The organism is Planctomicrobium mucosum (assembly GCF_051466335.1).
In the GTDB taxonomy this organism is placed as follows: domain Bacteria; phylum Planctomycetota; class Planctomycetia; order Planctomycetales; family Planctomycetaceae; genus Planctomicrobium.
On sequence record NZ_CP195793.1, the window covers coordinates 1,737,296 to 1,755,940 of the forward strand.

Consider the following 18,645-nt stretch of genomic DNA (forward strand, 5'->3'; position numbering starts at 1 on the left):
TCGAGCGGGACGGCAGTTCATTCGGGGGCGTTTAGAGGCAAAGCTCTGTGGTGAAAAACGGGGAAAGACTTTTCGAATTCAATCTTGAGGCAGAAACCGTTTGAACTTGCACGAGGAGAACCCTTCGCTATACTTCGCCGCTTACATCCAACAAGCAAGCTAGTGTAGCTCAACGGCAGAGCACCGGTTTTGTAAACCGGCGGTTGTGGGTTCAAATCCCTCCACTAGCTCTCTGGGTGTAGATTGGCCAGCTTCGGTTGGTCGTGTGATGTGGATTTGGGGGTGTGCCCGAGCGGCCAATGGGGTCAGACTGTAAATCTGATGGCTCTGCCTTCGAAGGTTCGAATCCTTCCGCCCCCACTTTCTCAGGTGATGTGGTTGAAAAGCCATGAGGCTCACTAGCCGAATGAGTCTCGAAATATTAGATTTGGTGGTCACCCTAGGTTTGGGGTGGCAATCGCATGTGCGGGTGTAGCTCAATGGTAGAGCTCCAGCCTTCCAAGCTGGTGGTGAGGGTTCGATTCCCTTCACCCGCTTTTATGATCTGAGGAAACTGTTTGTTGAGGCTGGTGCAGATCTAACTCTGTGTAGCCACGCGGGCAATTTCGAGTGTTTGCTGCTGTGGCTCAGTCGGTAGAGTGCGTCCTTGGTAAGGACGAGGTCGTGGGTTCAAGTCCCACCAGCAGCTTACCGGCCAGACCGGTTTTGTCGTAGGGATCAGCGGGTGTACCGCGACCCTGAATTAAAGTGCGGGGTCTATGGCCGCACATGATATGAAGTGAAGTCACTGGGAGTTTTGGAGCGCTAGTCATGGCGAAGGAACAGTTTCAAAGGACAAAACCGCACGTCAACGTCGGCACCATCGGTCACATTGACCACGGTAAGACCACATTGACTGCTTCCATTCTGGCTGTGCAGGCAGTGAAGGGGCTCGCTAAGCCTATCGCTTACTCGGAAGTCGCGAAGGGCGGTACCGTCCGCGACGACACCAAGACTGTGACAATCGCTGTTTCGCACGTCGAGTACGAGTCGCCAAACCGCCACTACGCACACATCGACTGCCCAGGACACGCAGACTATATTAAGAACATGATCACCGGTGCCGCTCAGATGGACGGCGCGATTCTGGTGGTTTCCGCAGCTGACGGCCCAATGCCTCAGACTCGCGAGCACATTCTTCTGGCTCGCCAGGTGAACGTTCCTGCTCTGGTTGTCTTCCTGAACAAGTGTGACCTTGTTGAAGACGAAGAATTGCTCGAACTGGTTGAGATGGAAGTTCGCGACCTCCTCAACAAGAACGGCTTCCCAGGGGATGACGTTTCGATCATTCGCGGTTCAGCAAAGCCAGCTTTGGACTTCCCAGGCGACGCCGACAAGAATGCTTGTATCGGCAAGTTGATGGATGCTCTGGACGCTGACATCCCAGAACCAGCACGTGAAATCGACAAGCCATTCATGATGGCGATCGAAGACGTGTTCTCAATCGAAGGTCGCGGTACAGTGGTTACCGGCCGTATTGAACGCGGTAAGATCAAGGTTGGCGAAAAGGTTCAGATTATCGGTCTCCGCGATATGCAAGAGACTACCTGCACCGGCGTTGAAATGTTCCGTAAGTTGATGGACGAAGGTGTTGCTGGCGATAACGTCGGTATCCTTCTCCGCGGAACAAAGAAGGAAGACGTCGAACGTGGACAGGTTCTCGCTGCACCAAACAGCATTAAGCCTCACACTAAATTTGAAGCTGAAGTGTACGTGTTGAGCAAAGAAGAAGGTGGTCGTAAGACTCCATTCTTCAGCGGCTACCGCCCACAGTTCTACTTCCGTACAACTGACGTGACCGGTGCTGTGAAGCTGCTCGGCGGAGCTGAAATGTGTATGCCTGGCGACAACGTGTCGCTCGAAATCGAAATGGGCAAGCCAGTCGCTTTGGTTGACGGTAGCCGATTCGCGATTCGTGAAGGGGGCCGAACAGTCGGTTCCGGAATCGTGACAAAGATTCTCCAGTAGTAAATGATCATTTAGCTTCGCGTCGCAATGTGGCGCGAAGTTTAATGTAATACCGATTCTGGCATGCCCGGCATTTCGCATCGACGTGATGCCGGTCTTGCTGTTTTACAAGGGACGAGGAATGGCTCGCGAATACGTCTGGCTCGAATGCACAGAGAGCGGCTCACGTAACTACCGTGTTGAAAAGGAAATGCGCGGGACGGAGCGACTCGAATTGAAAAAATATTGTCCGAAGTTGCGTAAGCACACGGTTCATAAAGAGTCCCGCAAGAAGTAGTTTCAGGTCGGCATTCCCTGAAGTTCGCTTCATGGCTTGCAGATTGTGAATGGACAAATACGGGTGTAGCTCAATTGGCAGAGCAGCGGATTCCAAATCCGCAGGTTGGGGGTTCAAGTCCCTCCGCCCGTGCTATTTTGTGTCGCGGTAACTCTGAGTGACGTAGGGTTTAAATCCGTTGAGGCTGGCTCGAAATCGAGACGTAGCAATCGAATTCAAGAGGGTGGTCAAGGTAGTCTCAGGAAATCGCCCACAAGGCAGTGGGAAACTTTTGATATCAGAGGACGGCCTGGATGGCGAAGGCAAAAGCAGAAGCATCGTTAGTAGGTGAGCTCTTTCAGGGTCGACTGTTCAAGCCAACTCAGGGGCGAATTGTAAGACAGATCACCGCACTTGCTGTTGCCGGCTTCTTCGTGGCAATTGCGTGGCGGATGCACGTCACGATTCTGTCAGACATTCAGGATGTGTTTCGACTTGGGGTACCCGGAACAGCATTGGGCTTTGATATTCCGGGGTGGATTGTTCGGAACGGGCTTCCTGGTGTGATTGCAGCTGCCGGATGCTGGTTTGCGTTTCGCTTGGTCAATTGGCCAGAATTTGCGAATTTTCTCATCTCCGTGGAAGCGGAGATGGATAAAGTGACTTGGGCCACGTGGGAGTATTTGTACCGAGCAACGATTGTTGTTCTGGTTGTGATGCTTTTCTTGGGCGGCTATTTGTTTCTGTGTGACATTCTCTGGCAGCAATTGTTCGCGTTTGTTGGATTCCTGGACTTGCAGTAACAATCGTTACCTCGTGGTTCGGTAAAAATTGTTGTCAATTGAACTTCCGGCGCATTCGGTCGACAAAATCGAGCGATTGTTGCCGGCTCGCTTGAAAAATATCGAGCGATCAACAAAGATGCGTGGCTCGCCCATGGACAATGGAAAAAAAACCTCTGGATCAAAGTCGACACCGGCTTCCGGTCGTGTGATGAGTTCGGTGAACTTGCACGGCGTTGAGAATACAAACATGCAATGGTTTGTACTCAAGGTTCAGAGCAATCGCGAGCGTTCTATTCGAGAGTCGATTTTGCGTCGAATTCGAATGGAAGGGATGGAAGAATCGTTTGGTCAGATCTTCATCCCGACTGAGAAGGTTGTTGAGACAAAAGGTGGCGGAAGACGCGTTCGAGAGCAAAAGACGCTTCCAGGCTACATGATGATTCAGATGGAGTTTAACGACGAGACTTGGCATCTCGTTCGTTCAACGAGCGGTGTTGGCGATTTTACCGGCGCAGCGGGAAAGCCCACTGCAATGGAAGAGGTTGAAGTTCGACGCTGGCTTGGGTTGGACGTCGTTACTGAGGTGAAGGGCGCTGATGTTGCTGCCCCGGTCGAGAAGTCAAATCGACCTGTCGTGAAGTTTGATGTCGGGGTTGGAGATCACGTCAAAGTTAAAGAAGGTGCATTCGAGAGCTTCGAAGGTACCGTCGACTCGATGGATGAGACTACCGGTAAGGTTAAGATCATCGTCGAGATCTTTGGGCGTCCGACAGAAGTCGAACTGGAACACTGGCAGGTTGAGAAGATGTAAATGGTGGTCGTGCTGAAAAGTGCATCATCAGTATTGGCGAGATCGCCAGTGTCGTGGAAACAATTGGCTCTAAGTTTAAGGCGTAATCGGTAAGCATTCACGGAGTTGTAAAGGAGAGATCTTTCGATCTCGACAAGGCGAGCTCGTCGCACGCAGTTCATTTACTTTCGCTTCTGTTGATGGTCTTGGCGATTTGAATTTGCAATGGGCAAGAAAAAAGTAGTCAATGCGGTTATTAAAGTTCAGATCACTGGTGGCCAGGCGACGCCGGCGCCTCCAGTCGGTACAGCTTTGGGACCCCAAGGTGTGAACATTGGACAGTTCGTCCAACAGTTCAACGAACGTACTCGCGATATGATGGGGACAACAATCCCTGTTATCATCACGGTCTACAATGACCGTTCGTTCGAGTTTGTGCTGAAGACTCCTCCTGCCGCGGTGTTGCTGAAGCAAGCTGCCCAGGTTGCTAAGGGAGCATCTAACCCACGCACTACAAAGGTTGGCGTTGTTACCCAGGCTCAAGTTCGTGATATTGCGACCAAGAAGTTCGCAGATATGAACTCGTCCAGCGTTGAGCAGGCAATGAAAGTTATTGCTGGTACCGCTCGTAGCATGGGAATTTCAATCGTTGACTAACCAGCCTCGGAAGTGTTCGAGTCAGTTGGTGATCTCATAGTGTTGTGCCGGTTAGTTGAAAGAGCGATTCATGAAAGTTTCAAAGCGTCAAAAGGCCCTAAGCGAAGCTGCCAGCAAGTTGGGTGTATTGCCAGTGGCAAGCGCCGTCGCCGCCCTCAAGGGTTTGGAAGAGAAGCTTCCTAAAGGTATTAAGCCATGCAAGTTCGACCAGTCGGTAGCAATTGCTGTTCGACTTGGTGTTGATCCAAAGCATGCTGATCAGATCGTCCGTGGCAGCATTGTTCTCCCGCACGGTATCGGAAAGGTCCAGCGAGTCGTTGTGTTCTGTAAAGATCAGAACGTTGCTAAAGCGACTGAAGCCGGTGCTGACTTCGCGGGTGGAAAAGAGCTGGCTGACAAGATTAAAGATGGCTGGATGGACTTCGACGTAGCGATCGCAACACCTGATATGATGGGTGTGGTTGGTCCTCTCGGTAAGGTCCTCGGTCCACGTGGTTTGATGCCGTCTCCGAAGGCTGGAACCGTGACTCAGGATGTGGCTACAGCTGTCAAAGAGTATAAGGCTGGTAAAGTTGAGTTCCGTGTTGATGACGGCGGCAACGTTCACTGCGTTGTTGGTAAGATGTCATTCAGCGAGCAGAGCTTGACAGAGAACATTCAAGCCTTGCTTGCGTTGATTGTTCAATTGAAGCCACAGGCTGCTCGCGGACAGTACGTGCGTTCGATCACTGTGACTGCAACACAGATGCCTGGTATTCAGGTTTCTGCAGCTTAGTGCTCCGTTGACCATCCAAGAGGTGGTTGTATACGACACGTTTTGCATCAAACACGAGACGGCAAACTTTCAAAAGATTTGTGGACGCAGATTGCTGCGACGTAAATTTAGATTGAATACGAAATCATGAGTAAGCCTATTAAAGAAATGATCATCCGGGATATCCGTGCCGGACTCGGTGATCGCAAGGATCTGTTGATCCTTGATGTTTCGCAGATGACTGCGTTTTCTCAGAATCAATTGCGACTGGATATGGCCAAGAAGGGCTACACCTTTCTTGGTGTCAAGAATTCCCTCGCTCGTTTGGCATTGAAAGAATCCGGATTTCATTCTCTTGATGGAATTCTGGAAGGCCCGACCACACTGGTTTGGGGCGGTGAAGACATTGTTGGCCTGTCGCGGGAAATTTCCGCTTGGGCAAGTAAAGTTGACAAGGCGTCCATCAAGGGCGGAGTGGTAGACGGGGAGGGCGTTGGCCCTGATGCCGTCGAAACGATTTCCAAGGGTCCAAGCCGTTTGGAATTGATTGGTCAAATTGCTGGGTTGGTGCTCAGCCCAGGAGCTCGACTGGCGGGAGCATTGCTCGGGCCAGGAGGGAAGGTTGCTGGTGCGATTACGACCTTGTCAGAGAAGTCAGAAGAAGGCGGCGACGCGGCGTAGCGTCCCGGTTCGGCCGAGTGAAGCGGCCGAGAATTACAGCCCGCAGTGAGGACACCACGGTTCACTGCGAGTCGACTCAGCTTGGATTGGAATCTCTGATCGAGCTGGGAGTTCACTCAACCGAGCCGGTCGGTAATCGCCGGTGTATTAGTTTTGGAGAAATTGGAAATGTCAGAAGTAGCCGAAAAGTCGTTCGACGCCAGCACAATTGAAATCGGCGATAAGCTCGTCGGCCTGACGTTGTTGCAGGCTAAGGCTTTGGCCGATTACCTCAAGGAAGTTCACGGCATCGAGCCTGCAGGCGGCGGAATGGTTGTTGCTGCTCCAGCTGCTGGTGGCGGTGCTGCTCCAGTTGCTGAAGAGAAGACCGAATTTGACGTCGTCTTGACCAAGTTCGGTGATAACAAGATCAACGTGATTAAAGCTGTTCGCAGCATCACTGGTCTCGGTCTCAAGGAAGCTAAAGACCTCGTCGAAGGCGCTCCAAAGTCTCTGAAGGCTGGAGTTTCCAAGGAAGACGCAGAGAAGATCAAGAAGGAAGTGGAAGAAGCTGGCGGAACTGTCGAGCTCAAGTAGTTTGACGACCGTCTTGCGAGTTTCGAGTGGGCTCTCATGGAAGCCTCGAGCTTCGGTGAGTTTTCGAAACTTCCTAGATTATCGATGTTGATAAAGTCATCGGGGCGTTGGGACCAAATTCTGGTTGCTTCGCCCCGGTCTTTTGTCATTATGTAGCATCGCCTGTGCCGAGTGGTTGCAATCTTTGCAAAGACTGCATATCCTGCGATATTGTAGTTCTGCAGCTATTACACCGAGAAAGTGATTTTTTGGACGTTCGGCAAGTCAAGAATCCGGTCGACCGGCAGTGCCTTGGTCAGGGGTCGCTGTTCCGGGATTTGACGGTTCAGTCCTTTTATAGTAGATGGCGGCGCGCAGAGTATTTACGCTCAGTGGCGCCGTCTTCGTCAGTTTCCGGAGGGGGGTCCGGGTTGATGGTTGGTTTTCAGGTGCCATCAATCATTGTTCCCGCGAAGGGCATGGTTCTTATTAGGGATTTCTCTTTCCGCTATGTCAGCGGGTGGCAGTTGAATCCATGCTTCGGCCATTGCGTTCAGCAAGTGCAGGCCATTGATCACAATCCTTCGGCGTTCTCGGTGCCGATTCTATCAGGTCGAGCTACGCGTCTTCGGCGACGTCGATTGCTATGGCCGGGCCTGGTTTCGTGATTTTCTGGCGAAGTCCCTGCGTTTTAAGTGTTCAACCTGAAGTCGTTCTCCTCGCGCGAAATAAAAAGATCCTCGCATGCCAATTCCAAAACAGCGAATTCTTCCAATTACGTCTGTCCGCCACTTTGGAAAGATTGAGGCCAATCATGAGTTGTCCGATTTAACTCGGATTCAAACCGAATCTTATCATCGGTTCCTGCAGCTTGAGCGCAAACCCGAGGAGCGTCGGGATGAAGGTCTCGAAGCGATTCTGCGAGAAGTTTTTCCCGTCGACAGCTATGACGGTCAGTACAAGCTTGAGTATGTGAAGTACGAACTCGGGAAACCGCGTTATTCACACACCGAATGTCGACAGCTGCGTTTGACTTACGGGCGTCCATTCCGCGTGACGCTGAAGTTGATGAAAGAGCAGCCGATCGAAGAAGAGGTCTATCTCGGCGATATGCCGATTATGATCGGTGGCGGTGAGTTCATAATTAACGGGGCCGAGCGAGTCATCGTCAGCCAGTTGCATCGATCCCCGGGGGTAGATTTCGTCGTTTCAGCTGAGCCTGGTGAGCGTAAGACGTTCTCCTGCCGCGTGATTCCTGAACGTGGTAGCTGGATTGAGTTCATGATTTCGAAGAAGGACGCACTGGGCGTCCGAATCGACCAGAGCGGTCGTTTCTCAGCAATGACGTTGCTGCGTGCGATGAGCCCGGATTACAGCACTGATACCAACCTATTGCGACTCTTTTATCCTGTGAAAGAGGTTAAGGTTGGATCTGACGGGTCTTCATTGGCTGGTAAGTACGCTGCAGAAGACATTGTCTACCCAAGCGGTGATCGAGTCGGGGAAATCATTTGTGGTGTGGGGCAGGTCATCGCAGCAAATCTCGCTGCAGAGATCAGTGAAGCCGGCATCAAGAAGGTTCAGCTGATTGAAGAAGTCACCGATCAACTCATGCTCAACAGCGTGATCGAGGACGGTACTTGCAGCCACCAGGAGGCTTTGCTGAAGATTTATCAGCGACTTCGTCCCGGTAACCCACCGGCACTCGAAAAAGCGATGGATCTGTTCCGCGAAAAGTTTTCGGACGCGAATCGGTATCGCTTGGGACGTGTTGGTCGATTCCGAATCAATCGGAAGTTCGATCAGGACATTCCAGATGACGAAATGACTCTGCGTCCAGAGGATATTATCAACGCTGTTCGCTATCTGGTTCGTCTCCGCGAGGGGGATCAGACTGCCTACGTCGACGATATCGATAACCTTGGAAATCGTCGTCTCCGTACGATCGATGAATTGGCGATGGACGAAATCCGCAAAGGATTTTTGAAATTGCGACGAACCGTTCAGGAGCGTATGAGCCTGAAGGACGTCGAAGAGATGTCGCCACGTACGCTCGTCAATCCAAAGAGTGTTTCGGCTGCAATCGAGTATTTCTTTGGTCGTAGCGAATTGTCTCAGGTTGTCGACCAGACGAACCCGTTGGCAATGATCACTCACGAACGTCGTTTGAGTGCGTTGGGGCCTGGTGGTTTGAATCGTAAACGTGCGGGCTTCGAGGTTCGCGACGTTCACATTTCCCATTACGGCCGTATCTGTCCGATTGAGACACCTGAAGGTACGAACATCGGTCTGATCTCCAGCCTGAGTATCTTTGCGAAGGTGGATGATTACGGCTTCTTGATCACCCCTTACCGTAGGGTTGAAGGGGGTCGGGTTACCGATGAAATCGAATGGCTGCGTGCGGATGAAGAGGCGAACGTCTTCGTTGCTCCCGCCGATACGAAAGTCGAAAAGGGTCGCATCACAGACGAACGTGTTCTTGCACGTTACCGAAATGACGTGCACTGGATGGAAGCAAAAGCAGTTCAGTACATCGACGTTGCCCCAGTGCAGATGGTCGGTGTTTCTGCAGCGTTGATTCCGTTCCTCGAGCACGACGACGCGAACCGTGCGTTGATGGGTTCCAACATGCAGCGGCAAGGGGTTCCTTTGCTGGTCGCTGAAGCCCCGATCGTCGGTACCGGGATGGAATTCGAAATCCCTCAGTACTCCGGGATGGTCGTTCGCTCTGACCGTGACGGCAAGGTGACGTACGTCGACGCCAACGTGATCGAAGTGGAAGGGAAGAGATTCCCGCTGCGTAAGTTCACAGGTTTGAACGAACGGACCTGTTTGAACCAGAAGCCACTCGTGGCTCTTGGCCAAGAGGTCAAGAAGGATCAGATTCTGGCAGACAGTGCTGCGACTCAGAATGGTATCCTGGCTCTGGGGCGTAACGTTCTTGTCGCGTTCATGTCTTGGGAAGGATTCAATTACGAAGACGCCATCATTCTGTCTGAGCGTCTCGTGAAGGACGACGTTTACACATCGATTCATATCGACGAATTTGATGTTGAAATTCGCGAAACGAAACTCGGACGTGAAGAGTTCACCCGGGATATTCCAAACGTCAGCGAGAAAGCACTCCGTCATCTCGACGAAGGCGGAATCGTGGCTGTCGGTACCCGCGTGAAGCAGGGCGATATTCTGGTCGGTAAAGTCGTGCCAAAGGCGAAGGCTGAACTGACACCGGAAGAGAAACTCCTGCATGCGATTTTCGGTAAGGCAGGGGAAGACGTTAAAAACGAGTCTCTCGAAGTACCAAGCGGTGTCGAAGGGATCGTGATTCACACCGAGAAGTTCTCTCGCCGAATGAGTCTGTCGGAAGCTGATCGAAAGCTTTTCGATCAGGAACTCAAGCAGGTTGAAATCGACGGTCACGAACGCATTGCAGCCAAGTTCCAGGAGTTCCTCGTCGAATACGAACGGGCTCTGGGTAAGCATCTCACCAATGACGACGGTGCGGAAATTCGCAATCTGACCGATGCGAAAACCATCGCACAATTCGCTCGTGAGTTTGTGAATCGACAGGATCAACTGGATATTCGCAGCCCACAGAAGCAAGCGGATCTGCGCAAGCTCATGCACGATCAGTGGCCGTTCGTCGAAGACATCATCGACGAAGCCGACCAGAAGCTGAACAGCATGAAGCGTGGGGATGAACTCCCGAACGGCGTTCTGCAGATGGTCAAAGTCTATGTTTCGTCCAAGCGACAGATTTCTGTCGGGGACAAGATGGCGGGGCGCCACGGAAACAAAGGGGTGATCTCGAAGGTTCTGCCAGTTGAGGATATGCCTTACCTCGAAGACGGAACACCTGTCGACATCATTCTGAACCCGCTGGGGGTTCCAAGTCGTATGAACGTGGGACAGATTTTGGAAACTCACCTTGGCTGGGCAGCAGCGAAGTTGGGCTTCCGAGCGATCTGCCCGGTGTTCGACGGTGCGACCGAAGAAGCAATTCATGATTGCCTCGAAGAGGCGGGATTGCCGAAGGAAGCGAAGATTCAGCTTCACGATGGTCGAACCGGTGAGAAGTTCGAGCAGAAGACGACCGTTGGTTACATCTACATGCTCAAACTGCACCACCTTGTTGATGACAAGGTTCATGCTCGAGCGACAGGACCATACTCTCTCATTACCCAACAGCCGTTGGGAGGGAAAGCACGGTTCGGGGGACAACGATTCGGGGAAATGGAAGTGTGGGCTCTCGAAGCCTACGGAGCAGCTTACATCCTTCAGGAGTTGCTCACCGTTAAGAGTGACGACGTCGAAGGCCGTACGAAAATTTACGAATCGATGGTGAAGGGGGAGAACACTTTGGAGGCGGGGACACCTGCGAGTTTCGACGTGTTGAACAACGAAATTCGTGGTCTGTGTCTCAATATGCAGCTGGAAAAGGCTCACGGCTAGTTGGGTGAAGTGAATGATGAGGCGAATGGCACTCGTTCGTCTCATCGAAACCCAAACAGAGTCTCTTCATCCCATACCAAATAGGCATTCATTCAGGAGTCACTTGTGAGCGTTGGTGAAGGCATTTACGATCGCGTAAACGACTACGGGGCCATCAAGATTTCGTTGGCAAGTCCGCATGACATCCGTAGCTGGTCTTTCGGTGAAGTTAAAAAGCCCGAAACGATCAACTACCGTACTTACCGTCCAGAACGCGACGGTTTGTTCTGCGAACGAATCTTCGGGCCTGAAAAGGACTGGGAATGTGCTTGCGGAAAATACCGCGGCATGAAGTACAAAGGGATGATCTGCGATCGATGCGGTGTGAAAGTCACACATAGCCGTGTTCGTCGTAAGCGAATGGGGCACATTGAGCTTGCAGCGCCCGTCGTCCATATCTGGTTCTTCAAGAGCATGCCCAGCCGATTAGGTGCACTGCTCAGCATGAAGACAACCAGTCTTGAGAAAGTTATTTACTTTCAGGAATACGTTGTCACCGATCCCGGCGATACTCCACTCCGTCGTTGCCAGCTTCTGACTGAAGAAGAGGCGCGCGAAGCACGTGAGAAGTACGGCGATTCTGAATTCAAGATCGAGATGGGGGCGGAAGCCGTCTTCTCGTTGTTGAGCAGCTTGAATCTGGCAGAAGAATCCACACGGCTCCGTAAAGAGCTGAAAGAGACTGGTAGCCAGCAGAAGACGAAAGATCTGATCAAGCGTCTGAAGATCGTTGAAGCTCTTCGCGACAGTGATAACCGTCCGGAGTGGATGGTGCTGCACTGCGTTCCAGTGATTCCACCAGACCTGCGTCCATTGGTGATGTTGGAGTCTGGAAATTTCGCGACAAGCGATTTGAACGATCTTTATCGCCGAATCATTAACCGAAATAACCGGTTGAAGAAGCTCGTCGATCTGAACGCACCAGAAGTGATCGTTCGAAACGAAAAACGCATGCTGCAGCAGTCTGTCGACGCCTTGTTCGACAACGGCCGCTGTAAGCGACCTGTGCTGGGTTCATCGAACCGTCCGCTGAAGTCCTTGACTGACATGATCAAGGGTAAGCAGGGGCGTTTCCGTGAAAACCTTCTGGGTAAACGCGTCGACTACTCCGCACGATCCGTGATCGTCGTGGGTCCAAACCTGCATCTGCACCAATGCGGTCTTCCCAAGAAGATTGCCTTGGAGCTGTTCCAGCCATTCATTATCCGCCGTCTGAAAGAACTCGGACACGCAGATACAATCAAGTCGGCCAAGCGTATGCTGGAACGACGTGATGAAGAGGTCTGGGATATTCTCGACGAAGTGATTACCAACCATCCGGTGCTGCTCAACCGAGCTCCGACCCTGCACCGTATGGGAATTCAGGCGTTCGAGCCTGTGCTGGTGGAAGGTCACGCGATTCGCGTTCATCCTCTCGTCTGTAAAGGCTTCAATGCAGACTTCGACGGCGACCAGATGGCAGTTCACTTGCCATTGTCGATCGAAGCTCAGGTTGAAGCGACGACGCTGATGATGTCGACGAACAATATTTTCAGCCCGGCGAACGGTGCCCCGATTATTTCCCCGTCGCAAGACATCGTCATGGGTTGCTACTACTGCACCCTGCGACGTATGGGACGTCCCGGTGAAGGGATGGTTTTCTCCTCGATTCAGGAATGCCTCACAGCATACCAGCAAGGGAAAGTCTCTCGTCACGCGACAATCAAGGTACGTCTGCCGAAGGACAAGAAGGTCAAAGGCGAAGGTGCAGATACTTACCGTCCAGGCGGTTTGATCGAAACCTCCGCTGGTCGTGTCGTCTTCAATGATGCACTCGATTCTCGCATGCCGTTCTACAACCTCGCTCTCAAGAGCAAGGACTTGGCGAACGTGATTTCTGACTGCCACTTGCTGCTCGGCCAGCGGATCACGATTGAGCTTCTCGATAAGATGAAGGCAATCGGATTCCAGGAATCGACACGCAGCGGTCTCTCGTTCGGAAGTAGCGACCTCGTGGTTGCTCCGAACAAAGAAGAGGTGATTGCAGATTCCGAGAAGCAGGTTCTGACACAGCAGAAGCTGTACGATCGCGGTGTGATCACAGGGCAGGAACGCTACAACAAGGTCATCGACATCTGGACGCACGCTCGCGAAAAGATCACCGAGGCCATGAAGCGAGACCTCGAAGCGGATATTCGCGACGACGGTGCCTATGTGAACCCGATTTACCTGATGGCGGACTCGGGTGCTCGAGGGGGTCTGGAACAGATTCGACAGCTCGCGGGGATGCGTGGTCTGATGGCCAAGCCAAGCGGCGAAATCATCGAGACCCCGATTAAGTCGAACTTCCGAGAAGGTCTGACTGTGCTGGAGTACTTCTCCTCCACACACGGTGCTCGTAAGGGATTGGCGGATACCGCACTCAAGACTGCGGACTCCGGTTACCTGACTCGTAAGCTCGCGGATATTTGCCAGAACCTCGTCATCACCATGGATGACTGTGGAACCACAAAGGGTGTCACCCGTGGAACCCAGTACCGTGGAGAAAAGGTCGAAGTTTCTCTGGCAGATGCGATTCGTGGTCGCGTCAGCCGTACGAACATCGTCGACCCGATTACCGACGAAGTGATTGTTCGTGAAGACGAGTTGATCACTCACGCAATCGCACGTCGTATTGAGGATATGGGACTGGAGCGAATCCAGGTTCGTAGCCCGATGACTTGCGAAGCTGAACTGGGTATCTGCAAGCTGTGCTACGGAATGGACTTGTCCACCGGACAGCTCGTGGAAGAAGGTCTGGCAGCGGGGATTATCGCGGCTCAGAGTATCGGAGAGCCGGGAACCCAGCTCACGATGCGTACGTTCCACATCGGTGGTGCGGCCCAGTCTGACGTTGAGAAATCTGACTTGCGTGCCCGTAAGGCAGGACGTGCGAAGTTTGCTCGAATTCGGAGTGTGGTGAACGCTGAAGGTCAGGCGATTGTTCTGGCTCGTCAGGGGGAAATCATCATCATCGACCCGAAAGATCGCGAACTCGAACGCTATCCGATTCCAGCGGGTGCTGTGTTGATGGTGAAGGAAGACGATCCGGTTGCAGCCGGCCAGGTGCTCTGCCAGTGGGATCCGCACGCGGTTCCAATTCTTGCAGAAACCGGCGGACGTGTTCGGTTCGAAGACCTGATCGAAGGTCGTTCGTTAAAGTCCGAGAAAGATCCGAGCGGTCACCTTCGACGCACTGTTATTGAACATAAGGGTGACCTGCATCCGCAGATTATCCTCGAAGATAGCACCGGAAGAATTCTGGATTACTACTACATTCCAGAACGTGCAAACCTGGAAGCCAAAGAAGGTGATCAGGTTGCGGCGGGAGCGATTCTTGCGAAGCAGCCACGAGAAGCTGCCGGTACACAGGATATTACCGGGGGTCTTCCACGAGTTACTGAATTGTTCGAAGCTCGTAAGCCGAAAGATCCAGCGATCATGGCTGAGATCGACGGGGAAGTTGAGCACGTTGCCGAGCGTAAACGCGGTAAACGCGTGATCGTCGTTCACGGTGCTGATGGAACCGATGTCGAACACGTCATTCCTCACGGTAAAGACGTGCTCGTGCACTCAGGCGACCTCGTCAAGGCTGGGGACGCACTCGTTCGCGGCCCTCTTGTTCCCCACGACATTCTGCGTGTCAGCGGGGAAGAAGCGGTCGAGCAGTACTTGCTGCACGAAATTCAGAGCGTTTACCGTGCACAGCGAGTGGGTATCGACGACAAGCACATCGAGCTCGTTGTTTCCCAGATGTTGCGTAAGGTTCGTGTTGACGACGTCGGTGACACCGAGTTGCTGCCGGGCGTTGTGATCGATAAGTGGGAATTCCGCCGCGTCAACCGTCGTTTGGCGGAGAGCGTCCGGGTGACAGATCCTGGCGAATCCGAGTTCCAAGTCGGCGATGTCGTTCCTCTCGAAACAATTGAGGAAGTGAACGAGCACATCGAAGCTGCTGGCGGAAATCCGATCAAGTACGGCAAGCCACAGCCAGCGAGTGCAAGCACCCAGTTGTTGGGAATTACAAAGGCGGCGGTTCAAAGCGAGAGCTTTATCTCTGCTGCGTCATTCCAGGAAACAACCAAGGTGTTGACAGAAGCAGCGTTGGCTGGAAAGACAGACGGTCTCGTCGGTCTGAAGGAAAACGTGATTCTCGGTCACTTGATCCCAGCTGGTACCGGGTTCCACTCACACCAAGGTGCTGAAGTTCGAATTCGTCCAGAAGCTCAGCAGGAACTGCGTGAGGAGCATGCCCGAATCCTGGCAGCTCGTCGTGAACTCCTGAGCGAGGGAGAAGAAGGGGCAGCTCATGGCGGTGGATACACCCCAAGCCATAGTCCAATCAATCAAAATCTGGGTGATGTTCCATCACTCTCAGACTTGTCTCCGGACAACTGAAAATGATTTGAGTTGAGAAACAGAAAGCCCACGATCTGCTTTGCGGTCGTGGGCTTTTTTCAGGGCTGGGAGAAGTCATGCCATTTGAGGAGGGGCGCAGATGTGGGATCGTCATTGTTTTCAAGTGACCGATTCGATCTGGTGCGTTCGGCAGCCCTCCTATCTGACGTGTACCTACGGAATCGCATGTGACGCGGGAGTCGTTTTCATCGATGCCGGAATGGACTCCACTGGAAGTGATCTATTGGCCCTTCTAGAGGCGATGAACCGGAAACCAGAGGAGGTTCACTGCATCCTGTTGACGCATTGGCATAATGATCACGCAGCGGGGGCCAGGGCCTTTCAACAAAAGACAGGCTGCTCCGTCTTTTTTCATCAGCTGGAGGAACCTTGGCTGACTCGTGAGACAGCACACCAAGGTGTGAGAGGGTGGTTGGCAAAACGAATTCCAGAATGGGGGATCGGAATCCTGTTGATTGGCCTCCTTGGAGAAGCTGTCCCCGAGGCTGTGACAGCGACTCGGTACATTTCCGATGGAGATGTGATCGCAGGGGACTTTGAGGTGATTGCGACACCGGGACATACTCCGGGGCACGTCAGTTTCTATTATCGCCCAGAAAAGGCTCTGATTGCAGGAGATGCGTTAGCTGTCATTAATGGGCAGGTACGATTCATGGCGCGACCGGTGACAATGGATCTGGAGGCAGCGAGAGCATCGATGATCAAATGTCTTGATCGCGATATTCAGGTGCTGTGTCCAGGGCACCGTGAACCGCTGACGACGGGCGTCGGCGCGACCTGTGACAGGATGCGAGCGCATCTCGCTCGGCAGGGAAACTGGCCTCTGTTCGGTTAATCTCTCCCTCCCATTTCTCGATGTCTCATTGCATTCACACAAATCGGGCTTCAATCTCATTTGCCGATCGAATGAGTCCATCTCTAGGAGCCACTTTCTGCTGTGCCTGATGGCAGGAATCCGCGACTTCTTTGGAGTTCAGCAGGGAGTTGAGCGCTGTCGTCACGTTTCGAGGTGTGAACCGTTTGACGGGAATCCCCTTTCCAGCGTTCATGACTTCGACACGATGAGCATTGTCGAACTGGTCATGTGCCAGCGGCATCACGAGCTGTGGAATTCCTGCGAGAAATCCTTGGGATGTCGAGCCGATTCCTCCGTGATGAATAAAAGCCGCGGACCGAGCAAGTACGTCATCCAGCGGTGCATAGTTGATGTGACAGATCGAATCCGGGAGTTGTTGCGGGAGTTGCTCTGGATGTCTGGTGAGCAGAATTCCTCGGCGTTTTAACGTCTTGCAGGTTGCGACAGCGGTTTCGAAAAAGCTCTTTCCGTGAATGTTTGCGGTTCCGGGAGTGAACACCAACGGAGGATCGTCTTTGTCGAGGAAGGCCTGAGTAGTGTCATCAAGTTGCACGTCGGTGGAGTCATTCCAAAGTGGAAAGTCCGATTGCATCAGGGGGCGTGGCCAGTCTGCTTGTGAAGGCGCAAACCACTCCGGAAACATGCACAGGATGCCGTCTGGGGAGTTCCACCAGTCGAATAGGTGGCGCCGCGGAGCGAGTCCGAATTCTGCTCGCCAAGGATTCAGGAAGGGCCAGACGACGGAATCAACGGCGAACCGCTCTGCGACACGAAACATCAGATTCTTGAACCAGCGTGGTCCACCAAGCCCGCCAATGGTTGGGGGAGCAACATCGCTCCAGATGACAGCGGGTTGAAGGTGGACAGTCACCAGCGGGATGTTGTGGGTTTCTCGGGCGACTCTGGCGCCAAACCCCAGGCAACTGGAAATGACGGTCATGGGGCCTTTGGCTGCCTCATTGACAATGAATCGATGTTGGTCTCGTAAATGACCTTTGAAGGTATTGAAAACGTGGTTGAATGCTTTGTGAGGAATCCAGAGGTCGGGGTTCTGGATCGCCTTCATGTAGAGTTCTTTGGACCCTAATGCTTCAAACGGAATTTCATGTCGTTGTGCGAGTGGCTTGAAATACTCGTTGGTCATGAGATGGACATCGTGGCCACGACGCTTGAGTTCGAGTGCCAATCCGACCATCGGGAAAACATCACCTGCGCTGCCAACTGTTGTGATGACGAACTTCATGGACTCACCTTGTGACACGCTTTAAGTCAGGGACTTTCCGTAACGAGACTTCCATCGCCCAATTTCATAGGGGATTGTCCGATTGGTGTGTATGAGACTTTGGCTGTTTTTTGAAAAACATTTGAAAATGGGAAAGTTCGCGCCCGAGTGGGAAATGGATGTGAACTGCGTCGAAATTTGCGGTCTTCCTCTTTGTGATTCAGGTCATAGGATTGATGTCGTGTTGATGAGCGATCGATTGTATTTCACAGCCTTGGGTTAAGTTGTCTCAACGAGATTTCGGAAGAATCGAGAATGAAACAGACTGGACAAATCAAAGCCTTCGTGACAAATCACCATGGCGACGTCGACGGATTCACGCTGAAAGGGGGAGTTCAGGTTCATTTTCCTCCCCACAATTCGGAACGCGTTCTGAACATCGCCAAACGTGGTGAAGAGGTCACTGTGATTGGTGATCTTGAAGAGCGGGCGGATGGGGGCGAAAGGCTTCGTGCAAGGCAGATTGAATCGGCCAGTGGGGTGGTCCAAATTTCCCCACCGAAGAAAAAGAAGAAAGGGAAATTGAAGGGGAAACTGAAAGGAAAGGGGCGTCATCCCGGCGACGAAGCGATGGAGGCCATTGGCCACGTCCAGGATTTTGGTTATCACCCAGAAGGTGATATTGATGGTCTCATTCTTCAAGACGACACCGTCATTAAATTTCCCAAGCACCTCGGGGACGCTTTGCAGCAACTCGTTCAGATTGGTGACGAAGTCCAGGTAATTGGATGGCGGCACGAGACTCCGAAGGGAGACATCCACCTCCACGCAGATCGCATCGTCGCAACAGGATCGGGAGAAGAACTGTATCGACGCGACAAGGAGGCACGGTTCGATCTCAATTCCGAGTCTCCAACGAATCGAGAGATTCTTGACGAACTGAAGTCACTTCGATTGCTCGTCGAGCAGTTGATGAAGAACGCGGGAATCGCGCCCCCCACAAAACACCCTTTGAAAAAGAAACCCTCGGCGAAAAAACGCTAGAGGGGAACTCACGAGAGTGTGGCGCTCCGTAGGCGATAAACTCAGCGGTTGAAGGAGTTTTAGCCTGCATGCGCCGCCACACTCCCCTGAGGCAGGGGCCAGCCAAGATT

13 protein-coding genes and 5 tRNA genes are annotated in these 18,645 nt (G+C 52.6%); 17 read left to right on the forward strand and 1 reads right to left on the reverse strand.

What is annotated here, in order from left to right:
- Positions 1-158 precede the first annotated feature (158 nt).
- The 16 genes from SH668x_RS07070 to SH668x_RS07145 all read left to right on the forward strand — a co-directional run bounded on the left by SH668x_RS07070 (position 159) and on the right by SH668x_RS07145 (position 16,248).
- Positions 159-230 (forward strand) — tRNA-Thr (locus tag SH668x_RS07070).
- A 48-nt stretch (positions 231-278) separates the two neighbouring features.
- Positions 279-360, forward strand: a tRNA-Tyr gene (locus SH668x_RS07075).
- Between the two features lie 105 nt (positions 361-465).
- Positions 466-536 (forward strand) — tRNA-Gly (locus tag SH668x_RS07080).
- 79 nt (positions 537-615) lie between these two features.
- Positions 616-688 (forward strand) — tRNA-Thr (locus SH668x_RS07085).
- A gap of 122 nt (positions 689-810) precedes the next feature.
- The gene (gene tuf, locus SH668x_RS07090; protein ID WP_437187999.1) at positions 811-2,007 is read left to right on the forward strand and encodes an elongation factor Tu; all 1,197 of its coding nucleotides are present in this window, start codon (positions 811-813) and stop codon (positions 2,005-2,007) included.
- Between the two features lie 88 nt (positions 2,008-2,095).
- Positions 2,096-2,284, forward strand: coding sequence for a 50S ribosomal protein L33 (gene rpmG, locus SH668x_RS07095; protein WP_437188000.1), 189 nt, complete (start codon positions 2,096-2,098; stop codon positions 2,282-2,284).
- A gap of 59 nt (positions 2,285-2,343) precedes the next feature.
- Positions 2,344-2,416, forward strand: a tRNA-Trp gene (locus tag SH668x_RS07100).
- A 161-nt stretch (positions 2,417-2,577) separates the two neighbouring features.
- Positions 2,578-3,066: a preprotein translocase subunit SecE gene (gene secE, locus SH668x_RS07105; RefSeq protein ID WP_437188001.1), complete on the forward strand. Its 489-nt coding sequence runs from the start codon at positions 2,578-2,580 to the stop codon at positions 3,064-3,066.
- Positions 3,067-3,295: 229 nt separating this feature from the next.
- Positions 3,296-3,859 carry a transcription termination/antitermination protein NusG gene (nusG, locus tag SH668x_RS07110; protein ID WP_437188002.1) on the forward strand — a complete coding sequence of 188 codons (564 nt, stop codon included), beginning with the start codon at positions 3,296-3,298 and terminating at the stop codon, positions 3,857-3,859.
- A gap of 204 nt (positions 3,860-4,063) precedes the next feature.
- Positions 4,064-4,495, forward strand: coding sequence for a 50S ribosomal protein L11 (gene rplK, locus SH668x_RS07115; protein ID WP_437188003.1), 432 nt, complete (start codon positions 4,064-4,066; stop codon positions 4,493-4,495).
- 70 nt (positions 4,496-4,565) lie between these two features.
- Positions 4,566-5,270 carry a 50S ribosomal protein L1 gene (rplA, locus tag SH668x_RS07120; RefSeq protein WP_437188004.1) on the forward strand — a complete coding sequence of 235 codons (705 nt, stop codon included), beginning with the start codon at positions 4,566-4,568 and terminating at the stop codon, positions 5,268-5,270.
- 126 nt (positions 5,271-5,396) lie between these two features.
- Positions 5,397-5,930 (forward strand): 50S ribosomal protein L10, encoded by a 534-nt coding sequence (rplJ, locus tag SH668x_RS07125; protein ID WP_437188005.1) that lies wholly within the window; start codon positions 5,397-5,399, stop codon positions 5,928-5,930.
- A gap of 168 nt (positions 5,931-6,098) precedes the next feature.
- The gene (gene rplL, locus SH668x_RS07130) at positions 6,099-6,506 is read left to right on the forward strand and encodes a 50S ribosomal protein L7/L12 (protein ID WP_437188006.1); all 408 of its coding nucleotides are present in this window, start codon (positions 6,099-6,101) and stop codon (positions 6,504-6,506) included.
- A 723-nt stretch (positions 6,507-7,229) separates the two neighbouring features.
- The gene (rpoB, locus tag SH668x_RS07135) at positions 7,230-10,937 is read left to right on the forward strand and encodes a DNA-directed RNA polymerase subunit beta (protein ID WP_437188007.1); all 3,708 of its coding nucleotides are present in this window, start codon (positions 7,230-7,232) and stop codon (positions 10,935-10,937) included.
- A gap of 105 nt (positions 10,938-11,042) precedes the next feature.
- On the forward strand, positions 11,043-15,392 hold the full coding sequence (gene rpoC / locus SH668x_RS07140; RefSeq protein WP_437188008.1) for a DNA-directed RNA polymerase subunit beta': 4,350 nt from the start codon (positions 11,043-11,045) through the stop codon (positions 15,390-15,392).
- Between the two features lie 100 nt (positions 15,393-15,492).
- The gene (locus SH668x_RS07145; RefSeq protein WP_437188009.1) at positions 15,493-16,248 is read left to right on the forward strand and encodes an MBL fold metallo-hydrolase; all 756 of its coding nucleotides are present in this window, start codon (positions 15,493-15,495) and stop codon (positions 16,246-16,248) included.
- A gap of 34 nt (positions 16,249-16,282) precedes the next feature.
- Here SH668x_RS07145 and SH668x_RS07150 read toward each other — a convergent pair whose 3' ends face one another.
- Positions 16,283-17,512, reverse strand: coding sequence for a glycosyltransferase (locus SH668x_RS07150; RefSeq protein WP_437188010.1), 1,230 nt, complete (start codon positions 17,510-17,512; stop codon positions 16,283-16,285).
- 294 nt (positions 17,513-17,806) lie between these two features.
- Here SH668x_RS07150 and SH668x_RS07155 point away from each other — a divergent pair, with 294 nt between their 5' ends.
- Positions 17,807-18,535, forward strand: a complete 729-nt coding sequence (locus tag SH668x_RS07155) for an OB-fold nucleic acid binding domain-containing protein (protein ID WP_437188011.1) — start codon at positions 17,807-17,809, stop codon at positions 18,533-18,535.
- Positions 18,536-18,645 lie beyond the last annotated feature (110 nt).

Coding starts and splice junctions, on each gene's coding strand:
- rpmG (WP_437188000.1), top strand. CDS start 2,096: ATGCCGGTCTTGCTGTTTTACAAGGGACGAGGAATGGCTCGCGAATAC.
- SH668x_RS07155 (WP_437188011.1), top strand. CDS start 17,807: ATGAAACAGACTGGACAAATCAAAGCCTTCGTGACAAATCACCATGGC.
- tuf (WP_437187999.1), top strand. CDS start 811: ATGGCGAAGGAACAGTTTCAAAGGACAAAACCGCACGTCAACGTCGGC.
- SH668x_RS07145 (WP_437188009.1), top strand. CDS start 15,493: ATGTGGGATCGTCATTGTTTTCAAGTGACCGATTCGATCTGGTGCGTT.
- secE (WP_437188001.1), top strand. CDS start 2,578: ATGGCGAAGGCAAAAGCAGAAGCATCGTTAGTAGGTGAGCTCTTTCAG.
- rplK (WP_437188003.1), top strand. CDS start 4,064: ATGGGCAAGAAAAAAGTAGTCAATGCGGTTATTAAAGTTCAGATCACT.
- rplL (WP_437188006.1), top strand. CDS start 6,099: ATGTCAGAAGTAGCCGAAAAGTCGTTCGACGCCAGCACAATTGAAATC.
- rpoB (WP_437188007.1), top strand. CDS start 7,230: ATGCCAATTCCAAAACAGCGAATTCTTCCAATTACGTCTGTCCGCCAC.
- nusG (WP_437188002.1), top strand. CDS start 3,296: ATGCAATGGTTTGTACTCAAGGTTCAGAGCAATCGCGAGCGTTCTATT.
- rplA (WP_437188004.1), top strand. CDS start 4,566: ATGAAAGTTTCAAAGCGTCAAAAGGCCCTAAGCGAAGCTGCCAGCAAG.
- SH668x_RS07150 (WP_437188010.1), bottom strand. CDS start 17,512: ATGAAGTTCGTCATCACAACAGTTGGCAGCGCAGGTGATGTTTTCCCG.
- rplJ (WP_437188005.1), top strand. CDS start 5,397: ATGAGTAAGCCTATTAAAGAAATGATCATCCGGGATATCCGTGCCGGA.